At 62.5% G+C, this 17,561-nt stretch carries 13 protein-coding genes; 8 read left to right on the top strand and 5 right to left on the bottom strand.

Annotated features, from left to right (window positions below):
• Positions 1–12: 12 nt before the first annotated feature.
• On the bottom strand, positions 13–336 hold the full coding sequence (locus USDA257_RS04495) for a helix-turn-helix domain-containing protein (RefSeq protein WP_014761698.1): 324 nt from the start codon (positions 334–336) through the stop codon (positions 13–15).
• A 151-nt stretch (positions 337–487) separates the two neighbouring features.
• Positions 488–2,764 carry a DNA topoisomerase IV subunit A gene (parC, locus tag USDA257_RS04490; protein WP_041413913.1) on the bottom strand — a complete coding sequence of 759 codons (2,277 nt, stop codon included), beginning with the start codon at positions 2,762–2,764 and terminating at the stop codon, positions 488–490.
• Positions 2,765–3,171: 407 nt separating this feature from the next.
• On the opposite strand from parC, the gene USDA257_RS04485 reads away from it, so the two are divergent.
• From USDA257_RS04485 to groL, 3 genes are all read left to right on the top strand, one after another.
• Positions 3,172–4,365: a hypothetical protein gene (locus USDA257_RS04485; RefSeq protein ID WP_014761695.1), complete on the top strand. Its 1,194-nt coding sequence runs from the start codon at positions 3,172–3,174 to the stop codon at positions 4,363–4,365.
• 208 nt (positions 4,366–4,573) lie between these two features.
• Entirely contained in the window at positions 4,574–4,792 is a 219-nt protein-coding gene (locus tag USDA257_RS04480) for a hypothetical protein (RefSeq protein WP_011975002.1), read from the top strand.
• A 132-nt stretch (positions 4,793–4,924) separates the two neighbouring features.
• On the top strand, positions 4,925–6,553 hold the full coding sequence (gene groL, locus USDA257_RS04475; protein WP_014761694.1) for a chaperonin GroEL: 1,629 nt from the start codon (positions 4,925–4,927) through the stop codon (positions 6,551–6,553).
• Between the two features lie 93 nt (positions 6,554–6,646).
• Here groL and USDA257_RS04470 read toward each other — a convergent pair whose 3' ends face one another.
• Together USDA257_RS04470 and aspS are read right to left on the bottom strand one after the other, a co-directional pair.
• On the bottom strand, positions 6,647–7,027 hold the full coding sequence (locus USDA257_RS04470) for a rhodanese-like domain-containing protein (RefSeq protein WP_041413912.1): 381 nt from the start codon (positions 7,025–7,027) through the stop codon (positions 6,647–6,649).
• A gap of 199 nt (positions 7,028–7,226) precedes the next feature.
• Entirely contained in the window at positions 7,227–9,014 is a 1,788-nt protein-coding gene (gene aspS / locus USDA257_RS04465) for an aspartate--tRNA ligase (RefSeq protein ID WP_014761692.1), read from the bottom strand.
• Positions 9,015–9,312: 298 nt separating this feature from the next.
• On the opposite strand from aspS, the gene USDA257_RS04460 reads away from it, so the two are divergent.
• The 5 genes from USDA257_RS04460 to USDA257_RS04440 all read left to right on the top strand — a co-directional run bounded on the left by USDA257_RS04460 (position 9,313) and on the right by USDA257_RS04440 (position 15,962).
• The gene (locus USDA257_RS04460; RefSeq protein ID WP_014761691.1) at positions 9,313–10,602 is read left to right on the top strand and encodes an MFS transporter; all 1,290 of its coding nucleotides are present in this window, start codon (positions 9,313–9,315) and stop codon (positions 10,600–10,602) included.
• Positions 10,603–10,676: 74 nt separating this feature from the next.
• Positions 10,677–12,077, top strand: a complete 1,401-nt coding sequence (locus USDA257_RS04455; RefSeq protein WP_014761690.1) for a multicopper oxidase family protein — start codon at positions 10,677–10,679, stop codon at positions 12,075–12,077.
• 80 nt (positions 12,078–12,157) lie between these two features.
• Positions 12,158–13,309 (top strand): ribonuclease D, encoded by a 1,152-nt coding sequence (gene rnd, locus USDA257_RS04450; RefSeq protein ID WP_014761689.1) that lies wholly within the window; start codon positions 12,158–12,160, stop codon positions 13,307–13,309.
• Between the two features lie 164 nt (positions 13,310–13,473).
• On the top strand, positions 13,474–14,493 hold the full coding sequence (locus USDA257_RS04445; RefSeq protein WP_014761688.1) for an adenylate/guanylate cyclase domain-containing protein: 1,020 nt from the start codon (positions 13,474–13,476) through the stop codon (positions 14,491–14,493).
• Positions 14,494–14,606: 113 nt separating this feature from the next.
• A complete protein-coding gene (locus USDA257_RS04440) occupies positions 14,607–15,962 on the top strand; it encodes an esterase-like activity of phytase family protein (protein ID WP_014761687.1) in 1,356 nt (451 codons plus the stop codon).
• A 64-nt stretch (positions 15,963–16,026) separates the two neighbouring features.
• On the opposite strand, the gene ppx is transcribed toward USDA257_RS04440, so the two are convergent.
• A complete protein-coding gene (gene ppx, locus USDA257_RS04435) occupies positions 16,027–17,550 on the bottom strand; it encodes an exopolyphosphatase (RefSeq protein ID WP_014761686.1) in 1,524 nt (507 codons plus the stop codon).
• Positions 17,551–17,561: the final 11 nt, after the last annotated feature.

Here is a 17,561-nt window from a genome sequence, read left to right as displayed (position 1 = left end):
CTCGCCCACCGGTCACTGCGGGGTGGTAGAAGCAGGCCCCGTCTCCTCAATCTGCGTGCGCATCGCCCAGAGCTCGCGATTGGTGTTGATCCATTCCGCCGCGACTTCCAATGGGGCCGGATCGGCGGCGATCATCTCTCGATCGTCCTGGTGCCGCCGGGTAATCAGCCCCGCCTCCTCCAGAATCACCATGTGACCTGACAGCTCGTCCTGTTCGGCACCGACCGCAACGGCGACGTCCGCAACGGCGGATTCGCCGGCAAATAGGACTTCGAATATGCGGCGGCGTGTGGGATCGGCGAGCGCCAACAATGTATCGTCAAGAGCCGGGATCATCGCGTTCCTCTCTCCGGCGCATCATTCGTCAAATCGCGGCCGATTTAAGGAAACATCGAGGAGTTGCGGCGGCAGCGGGAAAAGACGCAGGAGCTGTGGATAACCTCGGGGCAACCCGCCGGCAGCAGGTGACAGAGTCTAGGTCGGGCAATCAACCATTGAACCTGCCGCTTCGCGGAAAGCCCTTCGGCACGGTGCGACCGGCGCCGGCGCGGTCGCCTATCCACTCGATCAGCTCATCCCTCACCTTCGTGAAGACACGGCCAGCACTGTCTTCCCAGGTGAGGCCCTCGGCCATGGTGAAGCAGCGGATGTCGGAGATGCCGCCGTCCTTGTAGCGCTGCAGGCGCACGCCCTTGCCGCGCGCCATCTCCGGTATCTGCGGCAGCGGGAAGACCAGCATCTTGCGGTTATCGCCAACGACGGCAACGTGATCCCCCTTGACCGGCACGACGAGCTTCGCTTCGTCCGGCATCACGACGTTCATCACCTGCTTGCCCTTGCGGGTATTGGCGACAATGTCGCTTTCGGTGACGACGAAACCGTTGCCGGCAGCGGACGAGACAAGGAGCTTGCGCGCCGGATCGTGGACGAGCGCCGTCAGCACGTCCTGGTCGTTTTCCATATCGACCATGATTCGCAACGGCTCACCATGGCCGCGGCCGCCCGGCAGCTTGTCGCCGCCGAGTGTGTACACCTTGCCGCCAGTGGTGAAGACGAGAATCTTGTCCGTCGTCTGCGCGGGGAACGCCACCTTCAGCGCATCGCCGTCCTTGAACTGCAGCGAAGACGTGTCCGAGATGTGCCCCTTGAGCGCCCGGATCCAGCCCTTTTCCGAAATGACGACGGTGATCGGCTCCTTCTCGATCATCGCCTGCTGAATGGCTTCGACATCCGCCTCGGGAGCGTCGGCGAAGGTGCTGCGGCGCTTGCCGAGCTCGGTCGCCTTGGCGAACTTCTTCTTGACCTCGCCGATTTCCCAGGCAACTGCCTGCCACTGTTTGTCGTCGGAGGCGAGCAGCGCCTCGATCTCCGCCTTCTCCTTCGACAGCGCGTCGAATTCGGTGCGGATCTCGAACTCCTCGAGCTTGCGCAGCGAGCGCAGGCGCATGTTGAGGATCGCTTCGGCCTGGACATCGGTCAGCGAGAAACGCTCGATCATCACCGCCTTCGGCTCATCCTCTTCGCGGATGATACGGATGACCTCGTCGATGTTGAGATAGGCAATCAGATAGCCGCCGAGGATCTCGAGCCGCCGATCGATGGCGGCAAGCCTGTGGCGCGATCGCCGCTGCAACACCTCACGGCGATGCGCCAGCCATTCGCTCAGCACCTCGTTCAGCGCCATGACGCGCGGCACGCGGCCCATCGACAGCACGTTCATATTGAGCGGAATGCGGCTTTCGAGCTCGGTCAGCTTGAACAGCGATTCCATCAGGATATTGGCGTCGACCGAGCGGCTCTTCGGCACGAGCACGACACGGACATCCTCGGCCGATTCGTCGCGGATGTCCTCGAGCAGCGGCAATTTGCGCGCAATGAGGAGCTCGGCGATCTTTTCGATCAGCCGCGACTTCTGAACCTGGTAGGGAATTTCCGTCACGACGATCTGATAGCCGCCGCGCCCCAGATCCTCGACAGTCCAACGCGCCCGGACGCGGAAGCCGCCGCGGCCGGTGCGGTAGGATTCGAGCATGCTGGCGCGACTTTCGACGATGATGCCGCCGGTCGGAAAGTCCGGCCCCTCGATACCGCCGCGCTGCGGATTGGCCGGATCGAACAGCAGTTCTTCAACCGTCGCGTTCGGATGGCGGATCAGATGGAGCGCCGCGTCGCAAAGCTCATGCGCATTGTGCGGCGGAATAGACGTCGCCATGCCGACTGCGATGCCGGACGCGCCGTTGGCGAGGAGGTTCGGGAAGGCGCCGGGAAGGACGACCGGCTCCTGGTCCTCCTCGTTGTAGGTCGGGCGGAAATCGACGGCATCCTGGTCGATGCCCTCGAGGAGGAGGGCCGCGACCTCGGTCATCTTCGCTTCGGTGTAACGATAGGCGGCGGCGTTGTCGCCGTCGATATTGCCGAAGTTGCCCTGTCCGTCGACGACCGGGTAGCGCTGCGAAAAGTCCTGCGCGAGTCTCACCAGCGCATCGTAGACCGACTGGTCGCCGTGCGGGTGGAACTTACCGATGACGTCACCGACGATGCGCGCGCATTTCTTGAACGAGGTATTGGGCCGCAGCCCCATCTCGCTCATCGCGTGGATGATGCGGCGGTGGACCGGTTTCAATCCGTCGCGGACATCCGGCAGCGCGCGATGCATGATGGTCGACAGCGCATAGGCGAGATAGCGCTCTTCCAGCGCCGCCTTGAGGTCAACCGGCTGAATGTTGTCGTCCCCGCCAGAAGGCGGCAAAAGGCTTTGTCCCATGCATCCTTGCTACCGCAACAGGCGCGCCGCGGCAAGAATCCGCGTCAATCGCTCTGTGGAGAACGCTTCACAGCCACTTGCCTATACCTCGGGTTGCAGTCATCGAAATTCCCCGGGTAATTTTCCGGAAAGCATGATCCGCGGGGAACATCCGTCATTCGACTCGGCGATATAAATTTGCCCTGTTTCGTATTAGGGTCGCACCTGCGATTTGGTCGGTTGAGGATGGGAATCAATGCAAGTGACATGGCGGGCGACCGGACGCGTCGCAGCGGTTGCTACCGCGCAGCCCTTCCTATGGCGCCCAGCGACATTGGTGACGCATTCCGCGCCGACCGCCAAGAACCACCTGTAGCACCCCTCGGAAACAGCCGCACAATCTATCATTTTTCACAAGGAACAACGCAATGATGCATACGCGCAAGATCCGCCTGATGATGGCCAGCGCCGCCCTCCTCACGCTTGCCGGCCCGGCCTTCGCCCTGGACGGCGCGGACATGATGAAGAAACTGAGTGCCTCGTTCGAGGTGAACGGTACCTCGCTTGTCTTCGACAAGGCGGAGACGGACGGGGACGTGGTCACGGCGAGCGGCGTCAAGCTGCAAGTCGCGACAACGCCCGGGGAGTCGATCGCCATAGGCGACGTGACGTTCGAAGGCGTCGAGGAAACGGACGATGGCGGCTATTATGCCGAAACGGTTTCCTTCGCGGACGTCAACGTCAGCGAAAAAGAAGACAGCGTATCCGTCAAGGACATAGCGATCGGCGGCCTTTCCATTCCCGGAAATGCCTCTGGCGGCACCATCGACGACATTCTGCTCTACGAGTCCTTCGGCACCGGCCCGATGGAGGTCAAGGTCAAGGGCAAGGACGTCTTCAAGATCGCCAGCATCGAGAGCAATCTGAGCCGTCAGGAAAATGATGCCGGATTCGACTTCGATGCGACGATGGCCGGGCTGAATGCGGATCTCTCGGATGTGGAGGACGCCAAGGCAAAGGACGCCATCGACAAGCTCGGCCTGAAGCAGATCGACGGCCAGGTGACGATGAAGGGAAGTTGGGAGCTCGAGAGCGGCAAACTCGCTGTTGAGGAATATGCCCTCGACTTCAAGGATGTCGGACGGCTGAACATCGCCATGGATTTCTCCGGCTACACGCTCCAGTTCCTGAAGTCGCTGCAGGAGGCGAACAAGGCCGCCCAAGCCAATCCGAACAAGGAAGAGGCCAACCAGGCAATGGGCCTCGCGATGCTCGGCCTCATGCAGCAGTTGACCTTCAACAGCGCTTCGATCCGTTTCGACGATGCCTCGATCACCAAGAAGGCACTCGATTACGCCGGCAGCCAGCAGGGCGTCACCGGCGAGCAGATGGCACAGTCGCTGAAGGGCCTGGTGCCGATCATGATGGCGCAGCTCAACCTGCCGGAGTTGCAGAACCAGGTGTCGGCCGCGGTCAACGCCTATCTCGACGCGCCGAAGAGCCTGACGATCAGCGCCGAACCGGAAAAGCCTGTGCCGTTCCCGATGATCATGGGGGCCGCCATGGGCGCGCCGAACACCATCCCCTCGGTCCTCGGTGTCAAGGTGACGGCGAACGACTGACGCTTCACGAAGCGCCGCTGCCGACCGCGACGCGGTGCGGCTTTCGCATTCAAGCCTGGCGGACCTCCCGCCGGGCTTTTTTCTTGTCGCTGTGATCGCGATGTTATGATGTGGCGCTTGATGCTCGCATGCGCCGGCCTATCTATCTCGACATGGTTTGCCGGCAGTTTGTGCATTCCTGACCGAAGCAAAGCGGAAGGAGGACGCAATGGGACTGAAGCATTCGGATATCACCGCCATTCTCGGCCCGGTCGATGAAACCCTGATGGCCGAACTTCTTGCGACGGGCGCGACAGCGAGTGAACTTGCCGAAGCGATTGCTTGGGTCAACAACGACGAGGCGCTGATTGGCGAGGGCCGCCATCTTCCGGCCGGCCGGGTTGCCGCCCTGATCGACATCCTGACGCCGGACGTCGATGAGGAATGACTGCGAAACGTCCGCCCCTGGAGGCGGCTATCGTCTTGCTTCTCGGGTCGGCGGCAAGGTGCAATCGTAAGGTCCTGCCGCTGCCGGCCGGCGTATGAATACCTGAATTTTTTTGTGTTGAGGGAGGGATCCATGGCTGCCAAAGACGTCAAGTTCAGCGCCGATGCGCGCGACCGAATGCTGCGCGGGGTCGACATAATGGCCAACGCGGTCCGGGTCACCCTTGGACCCAAGGGGAGGAACGTGGTCATAGACAGGTCTTTCGGCGCGCCGCGGATCACCAAGGACGGCGTCTCCGTCGCCAAGGAGATCGAGCTCGAGGACAAGTTCGAGAACATGGGCGCGCAGATGGTCCGGGAGGTCGCCTCGAGAACCAGTGAAATCGCCGGTGACGGCACGACAACCGCGACGGTTCTGGCCCAGGCGATCGTCAAAGAAGGTGCCAAGGCCGTCGCTTCCGGCATGAACCCGATGGATCTGAAGCGTGGCATCGACCTCGCCGTCGATGCGCTCGTCAAGGAACTCAAGAGTCGGGCCCGGCAGGTCTCGAAGAACGAGGAGATCGCACAGGTGGCGACGATCTCGGCCAATGGCGATGCGGAGATCGGGCGCTATCTTGCCGAGGCGATGCAAAAGGTCGGCAACGAGGGCGTCATCACTGTCGAAGAGGCCAAGACCGCCGAGATCGAGCTCGAGGTCGTCGAGGGCATGCAATTCGATCGCGGCTATCTCTCGCCCTACTTCATCACCAATCAGGACAAGATGCGTGCGGAGCTGGAGGATGTCTACATCCTCATCCACGAGAAGAAACTCTCCAACCTGCAGGCAATGATCCCGATTCTCGAAGCGGTGATCCAGGCCGGCAAGCCGCTGCTGATCATCGCCGAAGACGTCGAGGGCGAAGCCCTTGCGACGCTCGTGGTCAACAAGCTGCGCGGTGGGTTGAAGATCTCCGCCGTCAAAGCACCTGGCTTCGGCGATCGACGCAAGGCCATGCTGGAGGATATTGCCATTCTGACCGGCGGCACGGTCGTTTCGGAGGAGCTCGGCATCAAGCTCGAGAATACGACGATGGAAAGCCTCGGGCGGGCAAAGCGCGTCATGGTGGAGAAAGACGCAACCACGATCGTCGGCGGCGGCGGCACGAAGCAGGATATCAGCGGTCGTGTCGCCCAGCTGAAGGCGCAGATCGACGAAACAACCTCCGATTACGACCGGGAGAAGCTGCAGGAGCGGCTCGCCAAGCTGGCCGGCGGCGTTGCGGTGATCCGCGTCGGCGGCTCAACGGAAGTGGAGGTCAAGGAGAAGAAGGACCGCGTCGACGACGCGCTGCATGCGACGCGCGCCGCGGTCGAGGAAGGCATCCTGCCGGGTGGCGGCGTCGCGCTGCTGCGGGTCGTCAAGGTGCTCGAGAGCGTGGCGACCGGCAATGACGACCAGCGCGTCGGCGTCGAAATCGTTCGCCGTGCCATCGAGGCGCCGGTGCGCCAGATTGCCGAGAATGCCGGCGCCGAGGGATCGATCATCGTCGGACAGCTGCGCGAGAAAACTGACTTCGCCTATGGCTGGAATGCCCAGACGGGCGAGTTCGGCGACCTCTTCGCGATGGGCGTCATCGACCCGGCCAAGGTCGTGCGCGCGGCGCTGCAGGACGCAGCCTCCATCGCGGGGCTCCTCGTGACGACGGAGGCGATGATCGCCGAGAAGCCGAAAAAGGAGGGTCAGATGCCGATGCCCCCTGGTCCGGGCATGGACTTCTGAGAAACGCCAGGCGGCGACAGGGCCGGGAGAGCCGACCTCACCGAGACCGCTCCCCACAAGGGGGAGGGGTTGGGGAGGGTCTAAAAAAGCTGCTCACGCGGGCTCTGTATCGATCCCCGCTTCGGCGAGCTCCTTGAAGCCGCCAATGTTGAAAACCGCCGTATATCCCATCTCCTGCAGGGTCTTACCCGCGAGAGCGGAACGGCCGCCGGAAGCGCAATGCAGAAGGATGGTCTTGTCCTTCTGAAAGGCCGGGTTGTGATACTGGCTCTCCGGGTCCGCTCGAAATTCCAGCATGCCGCGCGAGACGTTCACTGCCCCCTTGATCCTGCCGGTCTGCTGAACCTCCGTCGGATCTCGGACATCCACAACGAGCACGTCGCCGGAGCGCATCTTCTCAGCGGCTTCGGTCGGCGACAACTTCGGGACGGCACTATTTGCTTCCGCCAGCAGGTCCTTGACGTTCTTCACCATCATTTCCTCCAACCGATAGTTGCCATGCAGCATCGGGGAGAAAGGAAGCGCCTTGAAAGAAGCCCTGTCAAGGTGAGCTCGAATAAGCCCTTTTGGGGCGGGGCCGCAGACATACCCGCTTTGGTTCGCTCGAGGCCAAGAAAACCGGCGAGATTTTCACCGGGTTTTTCTTGGATCAGAGATTTGGCATCAGAGAAGATCAGTCCTTCTTCTGCGGTATCGGACGGATCGCCAGCTCGCGCAGTTGCGCCGGCGTTGCCGGCGATGGCGCGCCCATCAGCAGATCGACGGCTTGCTGGTTCATCGGGAACAGCGAGATCTCGCGCAGGTTCTTGGCGCCGACGAGCAGCATGACGATACGGTCGATACCGAAGGCCATGCCGCCATGCGGCGGGGCACCGTATTGGAAGGCGCGGTAGAGACCACCAAACTGCTCTTCGACGTCCGCCTGGCTGAGCCCGACATTCTCGAATGCCTTGACCATCAGTTCCGGCGACTGGTTACGGATCGAGCCGGATGCGATCTCAAAGCCGTTGCAGACCATGTCGTACTGGAACGCCTTGATCGACAGCAGATCATCGCCCGACAACCCTTGCAGCCCGCCCTGCGGCATCGAGAAAGGGTTGTGGGCGAAGTCGACGCGCTTCTCGTCCTCGTTCCATTCATAAAACGGGAAGTCGACGATCCAGCACAGTTCGAAGCGGTCGCGATCGACGAGGTTCAGTTCCTCGCCGGCCCTGGTGCGGGCCTCGCCGGCGAACTTGTAGAATTTGGCCGGCTCACCGGCGACGAAGAAGCAGGCATCGCCATCCTCAAGGCCAAGCTGCGTACGGATCGCATCGGTGCGCTCCTCGCCGATGTTCTTGGCAAGCGGGCCTGCACCTTCGAGCTTCTCGCCTTCCTTGCGCCAGAAGATATAGCCGAGGCCGGGCTGCCCCTGGCTCTGGGCCCAGGCGTTCATGCGGTCGCAGAATGCCCTGGAGCCGCCGGTCTTGGCCGGAATCGCCCAGATCTCCACCTTCGGGTTCGAGGCGATCATGTTGGCGAAGACCTTAAAGCCGGAGCCGGCGAAATGCTGGGTGACCTCCTGCATCTCGATCGGGTTGCGGAGGTCCGGCTTGTCGGAACCATACTTGCGGATGGCCGTGTCATACGGGATGCGCTGGAACTTTTCGGTGACCGGCTTGCCGCCGGCGAAATCCGAAAAGATCGCGCGGATCATCGGCTCCATCGTGTCCCATACGTCTTCCTGCTCGACGAAGCTCATTTCGAGGTCGAGCTGGTAGAACTCGCCAGGCAGCCGGTCGGCGCGCGGGTCCTCGTCGCGGAAGCACGGGGCGATCTGGAAATAGCGGTCGAAGCCGGCCACCATCAGCAGCTGCTTGTATTGCTGCGGCGCCTGCGGCAGCGCGTAGAAGGTCCCGGGATGAATGCGGCTCGGCACGAGGAAGTCGCGCGCGCCTTCCGGCGACGAAGCCGTCAGGATCGGTGTCGTATATTCGGTGAAGCCGATCTCGGTCATGCCGCGGCGCATGGCGGCGATGACCTCGGTGCGCCTGACGATGTTCTTGTGCAAGGTCTCGCGGCGGAGATCGAGGAAGCGATACTTGAGGCGCACATCTTCCGGATAATCCGGCTCGCCGAAGACCGGCAGCGGCAGCTCCTTGGCGGCCGACAGCACTTCGATCTCGCGGGCATAGAGCTCGATCTCGCCGGTCGGCATGTTCTTGTTGATCGTGTCCTCGGTGCGAGCCTTGACGCTTCCGTCGATGCGAATGACCCATTCACCGCGCACGGTTTCAGCCATCTTGAAGGCCGGCGAATCCGGATCGGCGACGACCTGGGTAATGCCGTAATGGTCGCGCAGGTCGATAAAGAGCACGCCGCCATGGTCGCGGACGCGGTGAACCCAGCCGGAAAGGCGAACGGTGGAGCCGACGTCCGACTTTCGGAGGGCGGCACAGGTGTGGCTGCGGTAACGGTGCATCGTCTGGTCCTGGAATTGCAGAAGGCCGCGCGTGTCTCGCCGAGGCGGGCGCGGCGGCATAGCCAAAGTCGGGCGGAAAAGCGCATGATGCGCCGGATTTGTCAAGGCCGCGGCATTCGCCGCCGACCCGTCAGTCCAGCGACTCCGCCGGTCGCCACTCTTCCGCCTCGTCGGTCCTCCTGGCGGATATCCACCCGGAAAAGGTCACAAATCGCGACTGTCCCCGCCCACCGTGTACCGCTAAACAGTGGGAGACCCGCCTGCCCCACGAGTCGCCGCCGTAAAACCGGATGCGCCCATGTCCCAAATACGCCCGCTCATCCCCCTCCTCCTCACCGCCGGCATTCTGATCGGCGGCAATGGATTGCAGGGCACCTTCATTTCCTTGCGCGCGCTCGATGAAGGCTTTTCGACATCCCTGATCGGTGTCGTCGGCGCAGCCTACAATGTCGGCTTTGCGATCGGCTGCGTCTACGTGACCAGGATCCTCAGGGCGATCGGTCATATCCGTACCTTCTCCGCCATGGCGGCGATCGCCTCGGCGGCGGCAATCGCCATGGTGCTGGTCATCGAGCCGTGGTTCTGGTTCGTGATGCGGCTCGTCGCCGGCATCTGCTTCGCCGGTCTTTTTGCAACGGTCGAGAGCTGGTTGAATGCCAGCGTCACCAATGCCAACCGGGCCCGCACGCTGTCGATCTACCGCCTAGTCGACCTCGGCTCGGTGACCGCCGCGCAATACATGATTCCGGGTGTGGGGATCGGCGGCTTCGAGCTCTTCGCCTTCATCTCAATGGCGCTGACGCTCTCGCTTGTGCCGATCTCGTTTGCCGACCGGTCGAGCCCGGTCGCTCCGGAAGCAATCCACTTCGACGTCAACGCGCTTTGGAACATCTCGCCGCTTGCCACCATCGGCTGCATCGTCGTGGGTCTCACCAATGCGGCCTTTCGCTCACTCGGACCGATCTATGCGCAGGAGATCGGGCTTTCGGTCACCGCGATTGCGACCTTCATGAGCGCCGGCATCATCGGCGGCGTCGTGCTGCAATATCCGCTCGGGCACTACTCGGACCAGTTCGACCGCCGGCTGATCATTCTGATCGCCACTTTCGGCTCACTCGTTGCGGGCCTTTTCCTCGCTTTCGGCGCCGGCAGCGACGAGTGGCTGAACTTCGCCGGCATCTTTGCCTTCGGCGCCTTCGCCATGCCGCTCTATTCGCTCTGCTCGGCCCATGCCAACGACCACGCGGCGGAAGGTCAGCATGCGCTGGTTTCCGCCGGCATGCTGTTCTTCTGGTCGCTCGGCGCCATCATTGGGCCGCTCTTCGCCTCCTTCCTGCTCGATCTCTTCGGCCCGCGCGCGCTCTTCCTTTATACCGCCGCGATCCTCTTCCTCTTCATGCTCTACACGCTCCGGCGCATGACGGCCCGCGGAGCGATTCCGGCGGGCGAACGCTCCATGCCGTTCCGCAATCTCCTGCGTACCTCGTCGTTCTTCAACAAGCTGGCGGGCGGCAGCCAGCCGCAGCATGATCGCCTGCGGCAAGATGTGCGATCCCGACGAATTGCTGAACACGAGGATCAGGTTTAAAACGGCGCCAATCCCGAAACACTGCGGGGCGACGCGGTCCACGCCCCGCTCGGCCCTTTTAGAATGTGGACGCTATGACGCCGATGCTCAGCCGCCGCACTTTTCTCCAGGGCTCGGCCGCACTGGGCGGCGCCTTCGCACTCGGCGCCGGGCTTGCGGCACGGGCCGGGGCGTCTCCCGAACCTCAGGTCCTCACGGCGCAACTGGCAAATGCGCAGATCGCGGCCGACGGCGCTACCCCCGTCATGACCTACGGACTCGGTGAAACGCCTCATGCCGGCATGCCGCCGGTCTTGCGAATTCGCAAGGGCGGGGCCTATGCGGCAAGGCTCGTGAACAGGCTCGATGAGCCGACGACGGTTCACTGGCACGGGCTCAGAATCGCCAATGCGATGGACGGCGTGCCGGAGATGACCCAGCCTTATGTTTATCCGGGCGATCACTTCGATTACAGCTTCACACCGCCAGACGCCGGCACCTTCTGGTACCATCCTCATTGCAACACGCTGACGCAGATAGGCCATGGCCTGACCGGTGTGATCGTCGTCGAAAATCCCGAAGATCCGGTTTTCGACGCGGAGATCGTCCTCAATCTTCGCGACTGGCGGCTCGGCACCGGAGGCAAATTCATCGATCCGTTCAAACCGCGGGATGCGGCACGCGGCGGCACCTACGGGACCGTCAGAACTGCCAATTGGCAACAGGAGCCGGTTTACGACGCGCCGACCGGCGGACTCGTTCGGGTCAGGATCGCCGCCACCGACGTGACGCGCATCTACACGATCGGCCTTGAGGGCGCCGAGGCGAAGGTGGTCGCGCTTGATGGCAATCCCGTCGATCTTCCGTTCCTGCTCGATCGGCTGGACATCGGGCCGGGGCAGCGCGTCGATCTCGTGATGCGCATGCCCGACAGCGAAGGGGCGCATGCGACGCTCGGCAATTTCCGCGGGTCGAAGCCTTGGACGATCGCGAGACTGCGTGCGGTCGGCCCGTCCTTGAAACGCGATCTTGGCGACGTCGCTCCCCTCCCCGCCAATCCGGTCACCGAAGCCGACCTGTCGACGGCCAAGCGAATTCCCCTCGAACTCACGGCAACCGCCGAATACAAGGCGGCACCGTCGATCTGCGGATCGCTCGGCTTCACCTTCTGGGCGCTCAACAAGGTTCCATGGCCGGGAGACACGCCCGACCCGATTGCGCCGATCGAGGAGTTGAAGCTCGGCAAAAGCTATGTGCTCGAAATCGCCAATCGCACCCCGCACGCGCACCCGATCCATCTGCATGGCTTGAGCTTCCGCATCCTCAGTTCGAACAAACGGAACTTCCTGCCGCCGCCGACCGACACGATCCTGCTTCTGCCGGACGAACAGGCGGAGGTGGCGCTCGTTGCCGATAACCCCGGCGACTGGGTGATCCACTGCCACATCATCGAACATCAAAAGACCGGGATGACCGGTTATTTCAGAATTATCTGACAATTTCGATTGAGACGTCCGCCCCGAAACGATAGAGGGGAGGCTCAAGCCTCATTTTCGCCATAGTGATTTAAGCCCAGATGATTCAGACGACAGCAGAACTGGAGGCCGCCTGCCAAGAGCTGGCCCGCTCGAGCTACATTACGATCGATACGGAATTCCTGCGCGAGACCACGTTCTGGCCTGAACTCTGCCTGATCCAGATGGCCAGCCCCGACACGGCGGTGATCGTCGATCCGATGGCGCCGGGGCTCGACCTTGCGCCCTTCTTCGCGCTGATGGCCAATACAGATGTCATCAAAGTCTTCCACGCGGCCCGCCAGGACATCGAGATCATCCACCATCTCGGCAACCTCATTCCGCATCCGCTCTTCGATACGCAAGTCGCGGCAATGGTCTGCGGCTTCGGCGACAGCGTCTCCTACGACCAGTTAGTCAGCCGCATCAAGAACGTGCAGATCGACAAGTCCTCGCGCTTCACCGACTGGAGCCGCAGGCCGCTCACCGACAAGCAGCTCGAATATGCTTTTGCCGACGTGACGCATCTCAGGGACATCTACCATTACCTGAAAGCGGAGCTCGAGCGCGAGGGACGCTCCTCCTGGCTTGCCGAGGAAATGGCAATTCTGGAGAACCGCGAGACCTACGACCTCCATCCGGAGAATGCCTGGCAGCGCCTGAAGATGCGCGTCAGAAAGCCGATCGAGCTGGCGGTTCTGCAGAAAGTCGCCGCCTGGCGCGAGCGCGAAGCACGGGCGCGCAACGTGCCGCGGGGCCGGATCATCAAAGACGATGCAATCTACGAAGTTGCCCAGCAGCAGCCGAAGGACGCGGAAGCGCTCGGCCGACTCAGAACCATTCCGAAGGGGTGGGAGCGCTCCAGTGCGGGCGCTGCGATCGTCGAGGCGGTGACCGAGGCGCTGGCGATTCCGAAGACTGAACTGCCCCGACTGCCGCGGCAGAATCACACGCCGGAAGGCGCGGCCGCAGCGGTCGAGATGCTCAAGGTGCTCTTGAAGCTCATCTCCGAAAAGCAGGGCGTGGCGGCCAAGATCATCGCCAGCAGCGACGATCTCGACCGAATCGCCGCTGAAGGCGAGAATGCCGATGTCGCCGCGCTGAAGGGCTGGCGCCGGGAGCTTTTCGGCGAGATGGCACTGAAGCTCATCAATGGCGAAGTGGCGCTTCGGTTTGTCGGAAAAAAAATCGAGGCAATGGAAATCGGCGGTTGAACGGCCGCAACTGCCAACACCTTTCCGCCCGAATCCGCCCTTAGCCAGCGAATCGAAAAGCTGATCCGACGCGAAGGCCGAGGAGCAGATGCTCGCACCGCTGCGGATGGGGCTGCCCAGGTCGCGGCCATCCTTCAGAAGTTCGATTTCCGAGGCCGTCGCGCATGCGCTGGAGATTTTCCACGCTCGAGTTCATCCTGTTGCTCTTGGTCGTCGCCGGCAGCGGCGTGGCCTATGCCTGGGTCGTCTATGGGGACGGCGCGCTGATCGGCGCGACCTTTGCGGTCTTCATCTGCATGCCGGTCCTTGCCTTTGAACGACGCATCATCTTCCGCCGCCTCTACAGGACGATCCACAGCTTTCCGACGCCAGCCTTTCTGTTGTCCTCGGTCGCCGTCTATTTCGCCGTTGAGAATCTCGGCTTTGTCGCGGCGGGGGTGGTGCTGAAGCTGTTGGGCGTGCTGCAGCAGAGCTGGAGTGACGCGGTGATTCCGTCCTTCAATGCGCTCGTCTATGCGCTCGTCGTTTCCGGTCCGATTATTTTCGTCCTGCGGGTGCGGGAACTGCTCGGCCGCAATGTCTTCCTCAGCTTGCTGACGGGACGCTACCGCAAGCCGGTGCAGGAGGAGCGCGTCTTCCTGTTTATCGATGTCGCCGGCTCGACCTCCTATGCCGAGCGCTTCGGCGATCTCAAGATGCAGGAATATCTCGGAAAGCTGTTTGCGGAGGTCGCCGACCCGGTGCTGCGCTACCGCGGATCCATCGACGACTATGTCGGGGACGCTGCAGTCATCACCTGGTCCTTCGATCGAGCCTTGGCGGACGCCGCCTGCATTCGCTGCGTCTTCGACATTCTCGACCAGGTCGAAGCGTCCGCCTCCCGCTGGCGCAAGGTTTACGGCGAGGTTCCGCGCCTGCGCGCCGCACTTCACGGCGGAACGATCGTCGCCGCCGAAATCGGCGTCGACAGGCACAAGATCACCTATTTCGGAGACACGGTGAACACGACGGCGCGTCTCGAGGGCCTCTGCCGAACGCTTGATCGGCAGGTGTTGATTTCCGCCGATCTCTTGCGGCGCATGCGCTTGCCCATTTTTGTCAGAAGCGAAGACCTCGGCGAACACGAGGTGAAAGGCCGCGGCCAGAAGCTCGGCGTGTTCGCGCTTCGCGCCGTCCAGCCGTAAGACGCATCGCGGCGTCAACAAAGCTTCACCGCGCTGTCAGGGAAGCGTCACCGAGCCGTCATCAAAGCCGCCTATCGGGAAGCGATCCCCACCTCGAACCCAGGGTGAATTTGATGACGAAGTCCATTCTCGCCGTCGCCTTGACGCTCTTGTCGACGACGACCGCGCTCGCCGACGAGAAGGCCTTTCCGGCAACACTGAAGGCGCACGCCATCCTTCCGGCCAATACCATCATCGCCGCGCCGGCGGATGCGGCCGATTATCTCAAGACGTCCGGCAAGTTCTCGGCCGCTGACCGCAAGCGCGCGATGGATTTGGGCAGTGTGCCGGGCAAGGACGGCGTTCGGCCGACCGGGCTGTCGCTTCCCTTCAATGGCCAGCCGATGCAGGGCTTTTCGGGCATTAAGGCGATGCCGGACGGAACCTTCTGGAGCCTTTCGGATAATGGCTTCGGCAACAAGCTCAATTCGACCGACGCCATGCTGATGCTTCATCACCTGAAGATCGACTGGGACGGCGGCAAGGTTGAAGCGCTGGAGACGATCTTTTTCTCGGACCCAGACAGCAAGGCTCCCTTCCCGATCGTCATGGAAGGTTCTACGACGCGCTATCTCACGGGTGGTGATTTCGACATCGAGTCGATCCAGCCTGTCGCCGATGGCTTCTGGGTCGGCGAGGAATTTGGCCCCTATGTCCTGAAGTTCGACACGAACGGCAAGCTCACCAACGTCATCCCGACAATGATGGACGGCAAGCCGGTCCTCTCGCCGGACAATCCGACACTGGCTTTGCAGGCGGACCCTTCCAAGAAGACGCCGGCCTTCAACCTCAAACGTTCCGGTGGCTACGAGGGGCTGGCGCTGTCCAAGGACGGTACGAAGCTCTATGGCCTGCTCGAAGGACCGCTTTGGATCGACAACGAATCAGTCGAGCAGGCGGATGGCCGTCCGGCGCTCCGCATCGTCGAACTCGACGCTGCGCGCAAGAGCTGGACCGGACGCAGCTGGCTCTATCCGCTTGCCGAAGGCGGCGAGGCGATCGGCGACTTCAACATGCTCGACGAAAAGACGGCGCTGGTGATCGAACGCGACAATGGCGCCGGCACCCTCGACAAGGCCTGTGCAGACCCCAAGGATCCGAAGCCGGATTGCTTCGCGGTCGGATCGAAGCTGAAGCGCATCTACAAGATTGAAATGACCGAGGAAAACATCGGCAAGGCGGTGCGCAAGATCGGCTATATCGATCTCCTGAAGATCGCCGATCCGGACAACCGGAAGCGCCAGGGCGGCGGCGACGGCTACTACGACATGCCCTTCGTCACCATCGAGAACGTCGATCGGGTGGACGACACGCATATCATCGTCGGCAACGACAACAATCTGCCCTTTTCAGCCGGGCGCGCGCTGGACAAGGCCGACGACAACGAGTTCGTGCTGCTTGAAGTCGGCGAATTCCTCAAGGCCGAATAGTCGGGAATGGTCGCGCGTGGAAATCCTCGCGCGACCGCCACCCGCTTGCAAAAGGGCGGGGCTCTCAGCTCTCGAAGTGGAACGCGAGTTTCTTGCCCGTCAGCCGGCTCAGTTGCTGCAGGCGGCCATCAAGGCGTTCGCCCTCGAAATCCAGGTAGGCTGCCGGCACGACGAATTCGAGGTCGACATCCGGCCGCAACGACCGTCGCAGGGTGAGATGGCGGGCGACCCCCGGCATGGAGGCGGAGAAGAGATAGGCTACCCGCAACAGCCCGCCGAGCACCTTCGCCAGTTCGAGAAGACGTGGCGTGGTGATGCCGGCGAGAGGGCTGGTGGCGCCGTCGTCGTTGAGCCCCTCGAAGCGATAGTAGTTGGCGAGCGCGATGTAGGCCCGGCCGGCATGCGTAATGCCGGTGAAGGCGGAATGGGCGATGATGTTCAGCGCCTGCAGGCCGCGATAGTCCGGATGCGCGCGCCAACTGATGTCCGCCAACAGGCAGGCGGCCTTGCGGTAGCGGCTCTCCTCCTCGGTTTCCTCGATGCCGAAGTTCGGCACCATCCGCCCGGTCCACTCGGCAAGCTCGCGCGCATGTTCCGGTGAGCGGGCGCGCAGGATGGCGATCTCGTCGGCTGCCGTGAGCAACGGGTCCTGCAAGCGCTCCTCATCGGAAAGCAGCGAGTACAGGTAGCCTTCGCGAACGCCGAGGGCCGAAAACGAAATGCGCTCGGGGCGCATGATCGAGATCGCCTCCTGCATCGTCACGGCGCCGAACGGCAAAAGGCTGCGACGGCTCTTGGAAATCGTTGCAAAAGCAGAGGGCTTCAAGGCCTTGGGCTCGATCACCTCGGCGAGAATCGTCATCGCCTCGTCATAGGAGATCTCGTAGCCCTGCATCATGTGCAGCGGATAGTCGCGCATTTCCATCTGAAGCTTGGCGATCGCGCGCCAGGTCCCGCCGACGGCGTAGAAAGTGCGCCCGGTACCCTTTCTCAGGACATCGGCACCCTTCATGAACTTCCGCACCCAGGTGCGTGCCCGTGCCAGCGAGCCGTTGCTGTGCTCGAAGAGACGGATACCGCCGAGCGGCAGGGTTACCCCGTTGCCGATCCGCCGGCCCTCGACATCGACCAGTTCGAGCGAACCGCCGCCAAGGTCACCGACCACGCCATCCGGATCGTGATAACCGCTGACGACGCCCATGGCCGAGTAGTAGGCTTCCTCCTCGCCGGTTAGGATTCGAACCTTCTGGTCGAGAATGGCTTCCGCCTTCTCGATGAGGGCCGCGCCGTTCGAGGCCTCGCGCGCGGCGGCGGTTGCCAGCACATACATCTGCGTGGCGCGCGCCTGGTCGGACAGCGCACGGAACCGGTGCAGCGCCTTCAGCGCCCGCTCGACGCTCTCCTCCTCCATTCGGCCGGTCGCGTCGATGCCCTTGCCGAGACCGCACATCACCTTTTCATTGAAGAGCACCGCCGGGGCACGGCTGAGCCCCTCGTAGACGACGAGACGAATGGAGTTGGAGCCGATGTCCACGACGGACACAGGGCGGATGCCGGGCAGACGCCCCTGCGCTTCAGATTCGACCATGCGATTCCAGT

The organism is Sinorhizobium fredii USDA 257 (assembly GCF_000265205.3).
Classification (GTDB): Bacteria; Pseudomonadota; Alphaproteobacteria; order Rhizobiales; family Rhizobiaceae; genus Sinorhizobium; species Sinorhizobium fredii_B.
This window is presented reverse-complemented; position numbering and strand designations above follow the sequence as displayed.

Coding starts and splice junctions, on each gene's coding strand:
- USDA257_RS04495 (WP_014761698.1), bottom strand. CDS start 336: ATGATCCCGGCTCTTGACGATACATTGTTGGCGCTCGCCGATCCCACA.
- parC (WP_041413913.1), bottom strand. CDS start 2,764: ATGGGACAAAGCCTTTTGCCGCCTTCTGGCGGGGACGACAACATTCAG.
- USDA257_RS04485 (WP_014761695.1), top strand. CDS start 3,172: ATGATGCATACGCGCAAGATCCGCCTGATGATGGCCAGCGCCGCCCTC.
- USDA257_RS04480 (WP_011975002.1), top strand. CDS start 4,574: ATGGGACTGAAGCATTCGGATATCACCGCCATTCTCGGCCCGGTCGAT.
- groL (WP_014761694.1), top strand. CDS start 4,925: ATGGCTGCCAAAGACGTCAAGTTCAGCGCCGATGCGCGCGACCGAATG.
- USDA257_RS04470 (WP_041413912.1), bottom strand. CDS start 7,027: ATGGTGAAGAACGTCAAGGACCTGCTGGCGGAAGCAAATAGTGCCGTC.
- aspS (WP_014761692.1), bottom strand. CDS start 9,014: ATGCACCGTTACCGCAGCCACACCTGTGCCGCCCTCCGAAAGTCGGAC.
- USDA257_RS04460 (WP_014761691.1), top strand. CDS start 9,313: ATGTCCCAAATACGCCCGCTCATCCCCCTCCTCCTCACCGCCGGCATT.
- USDA257_RS04455 (WP_014761690.1), top strand. CDS start 10,677: ATGACGCCGATGCTCAGCCGCCGCACTTTTCTCCAGGGCTCGGCCGCA.
- rnd (WP_014761689.1), top strand. CDS start 12,158: ATGATTCAGACGACAGCAGAACTGGAGGCCGCCTGCCAAGAGCTGGCC.
- USDA257_RS04445 (WP_014761688.1), top strand. CDS start 13,474: ATGCGCTGGAGATTTTCCACGCTCGAGTTCATCCTGTTGCTCTTGGTC.
- USDA257_RS04440 (WP_014761687.1), top strand. CDS start 14,607: ATGACGAAGTCCATTCTCGCCGTCGCCTTGACGCTCTTGTCGACGACG.
- ppx (WP_014761686.1), bottom strand. CDS start 17,550: ATGGTCGAATCTGAAGCGCAGGGGCGTCTGCCCGGCATCCGCCCTGTG.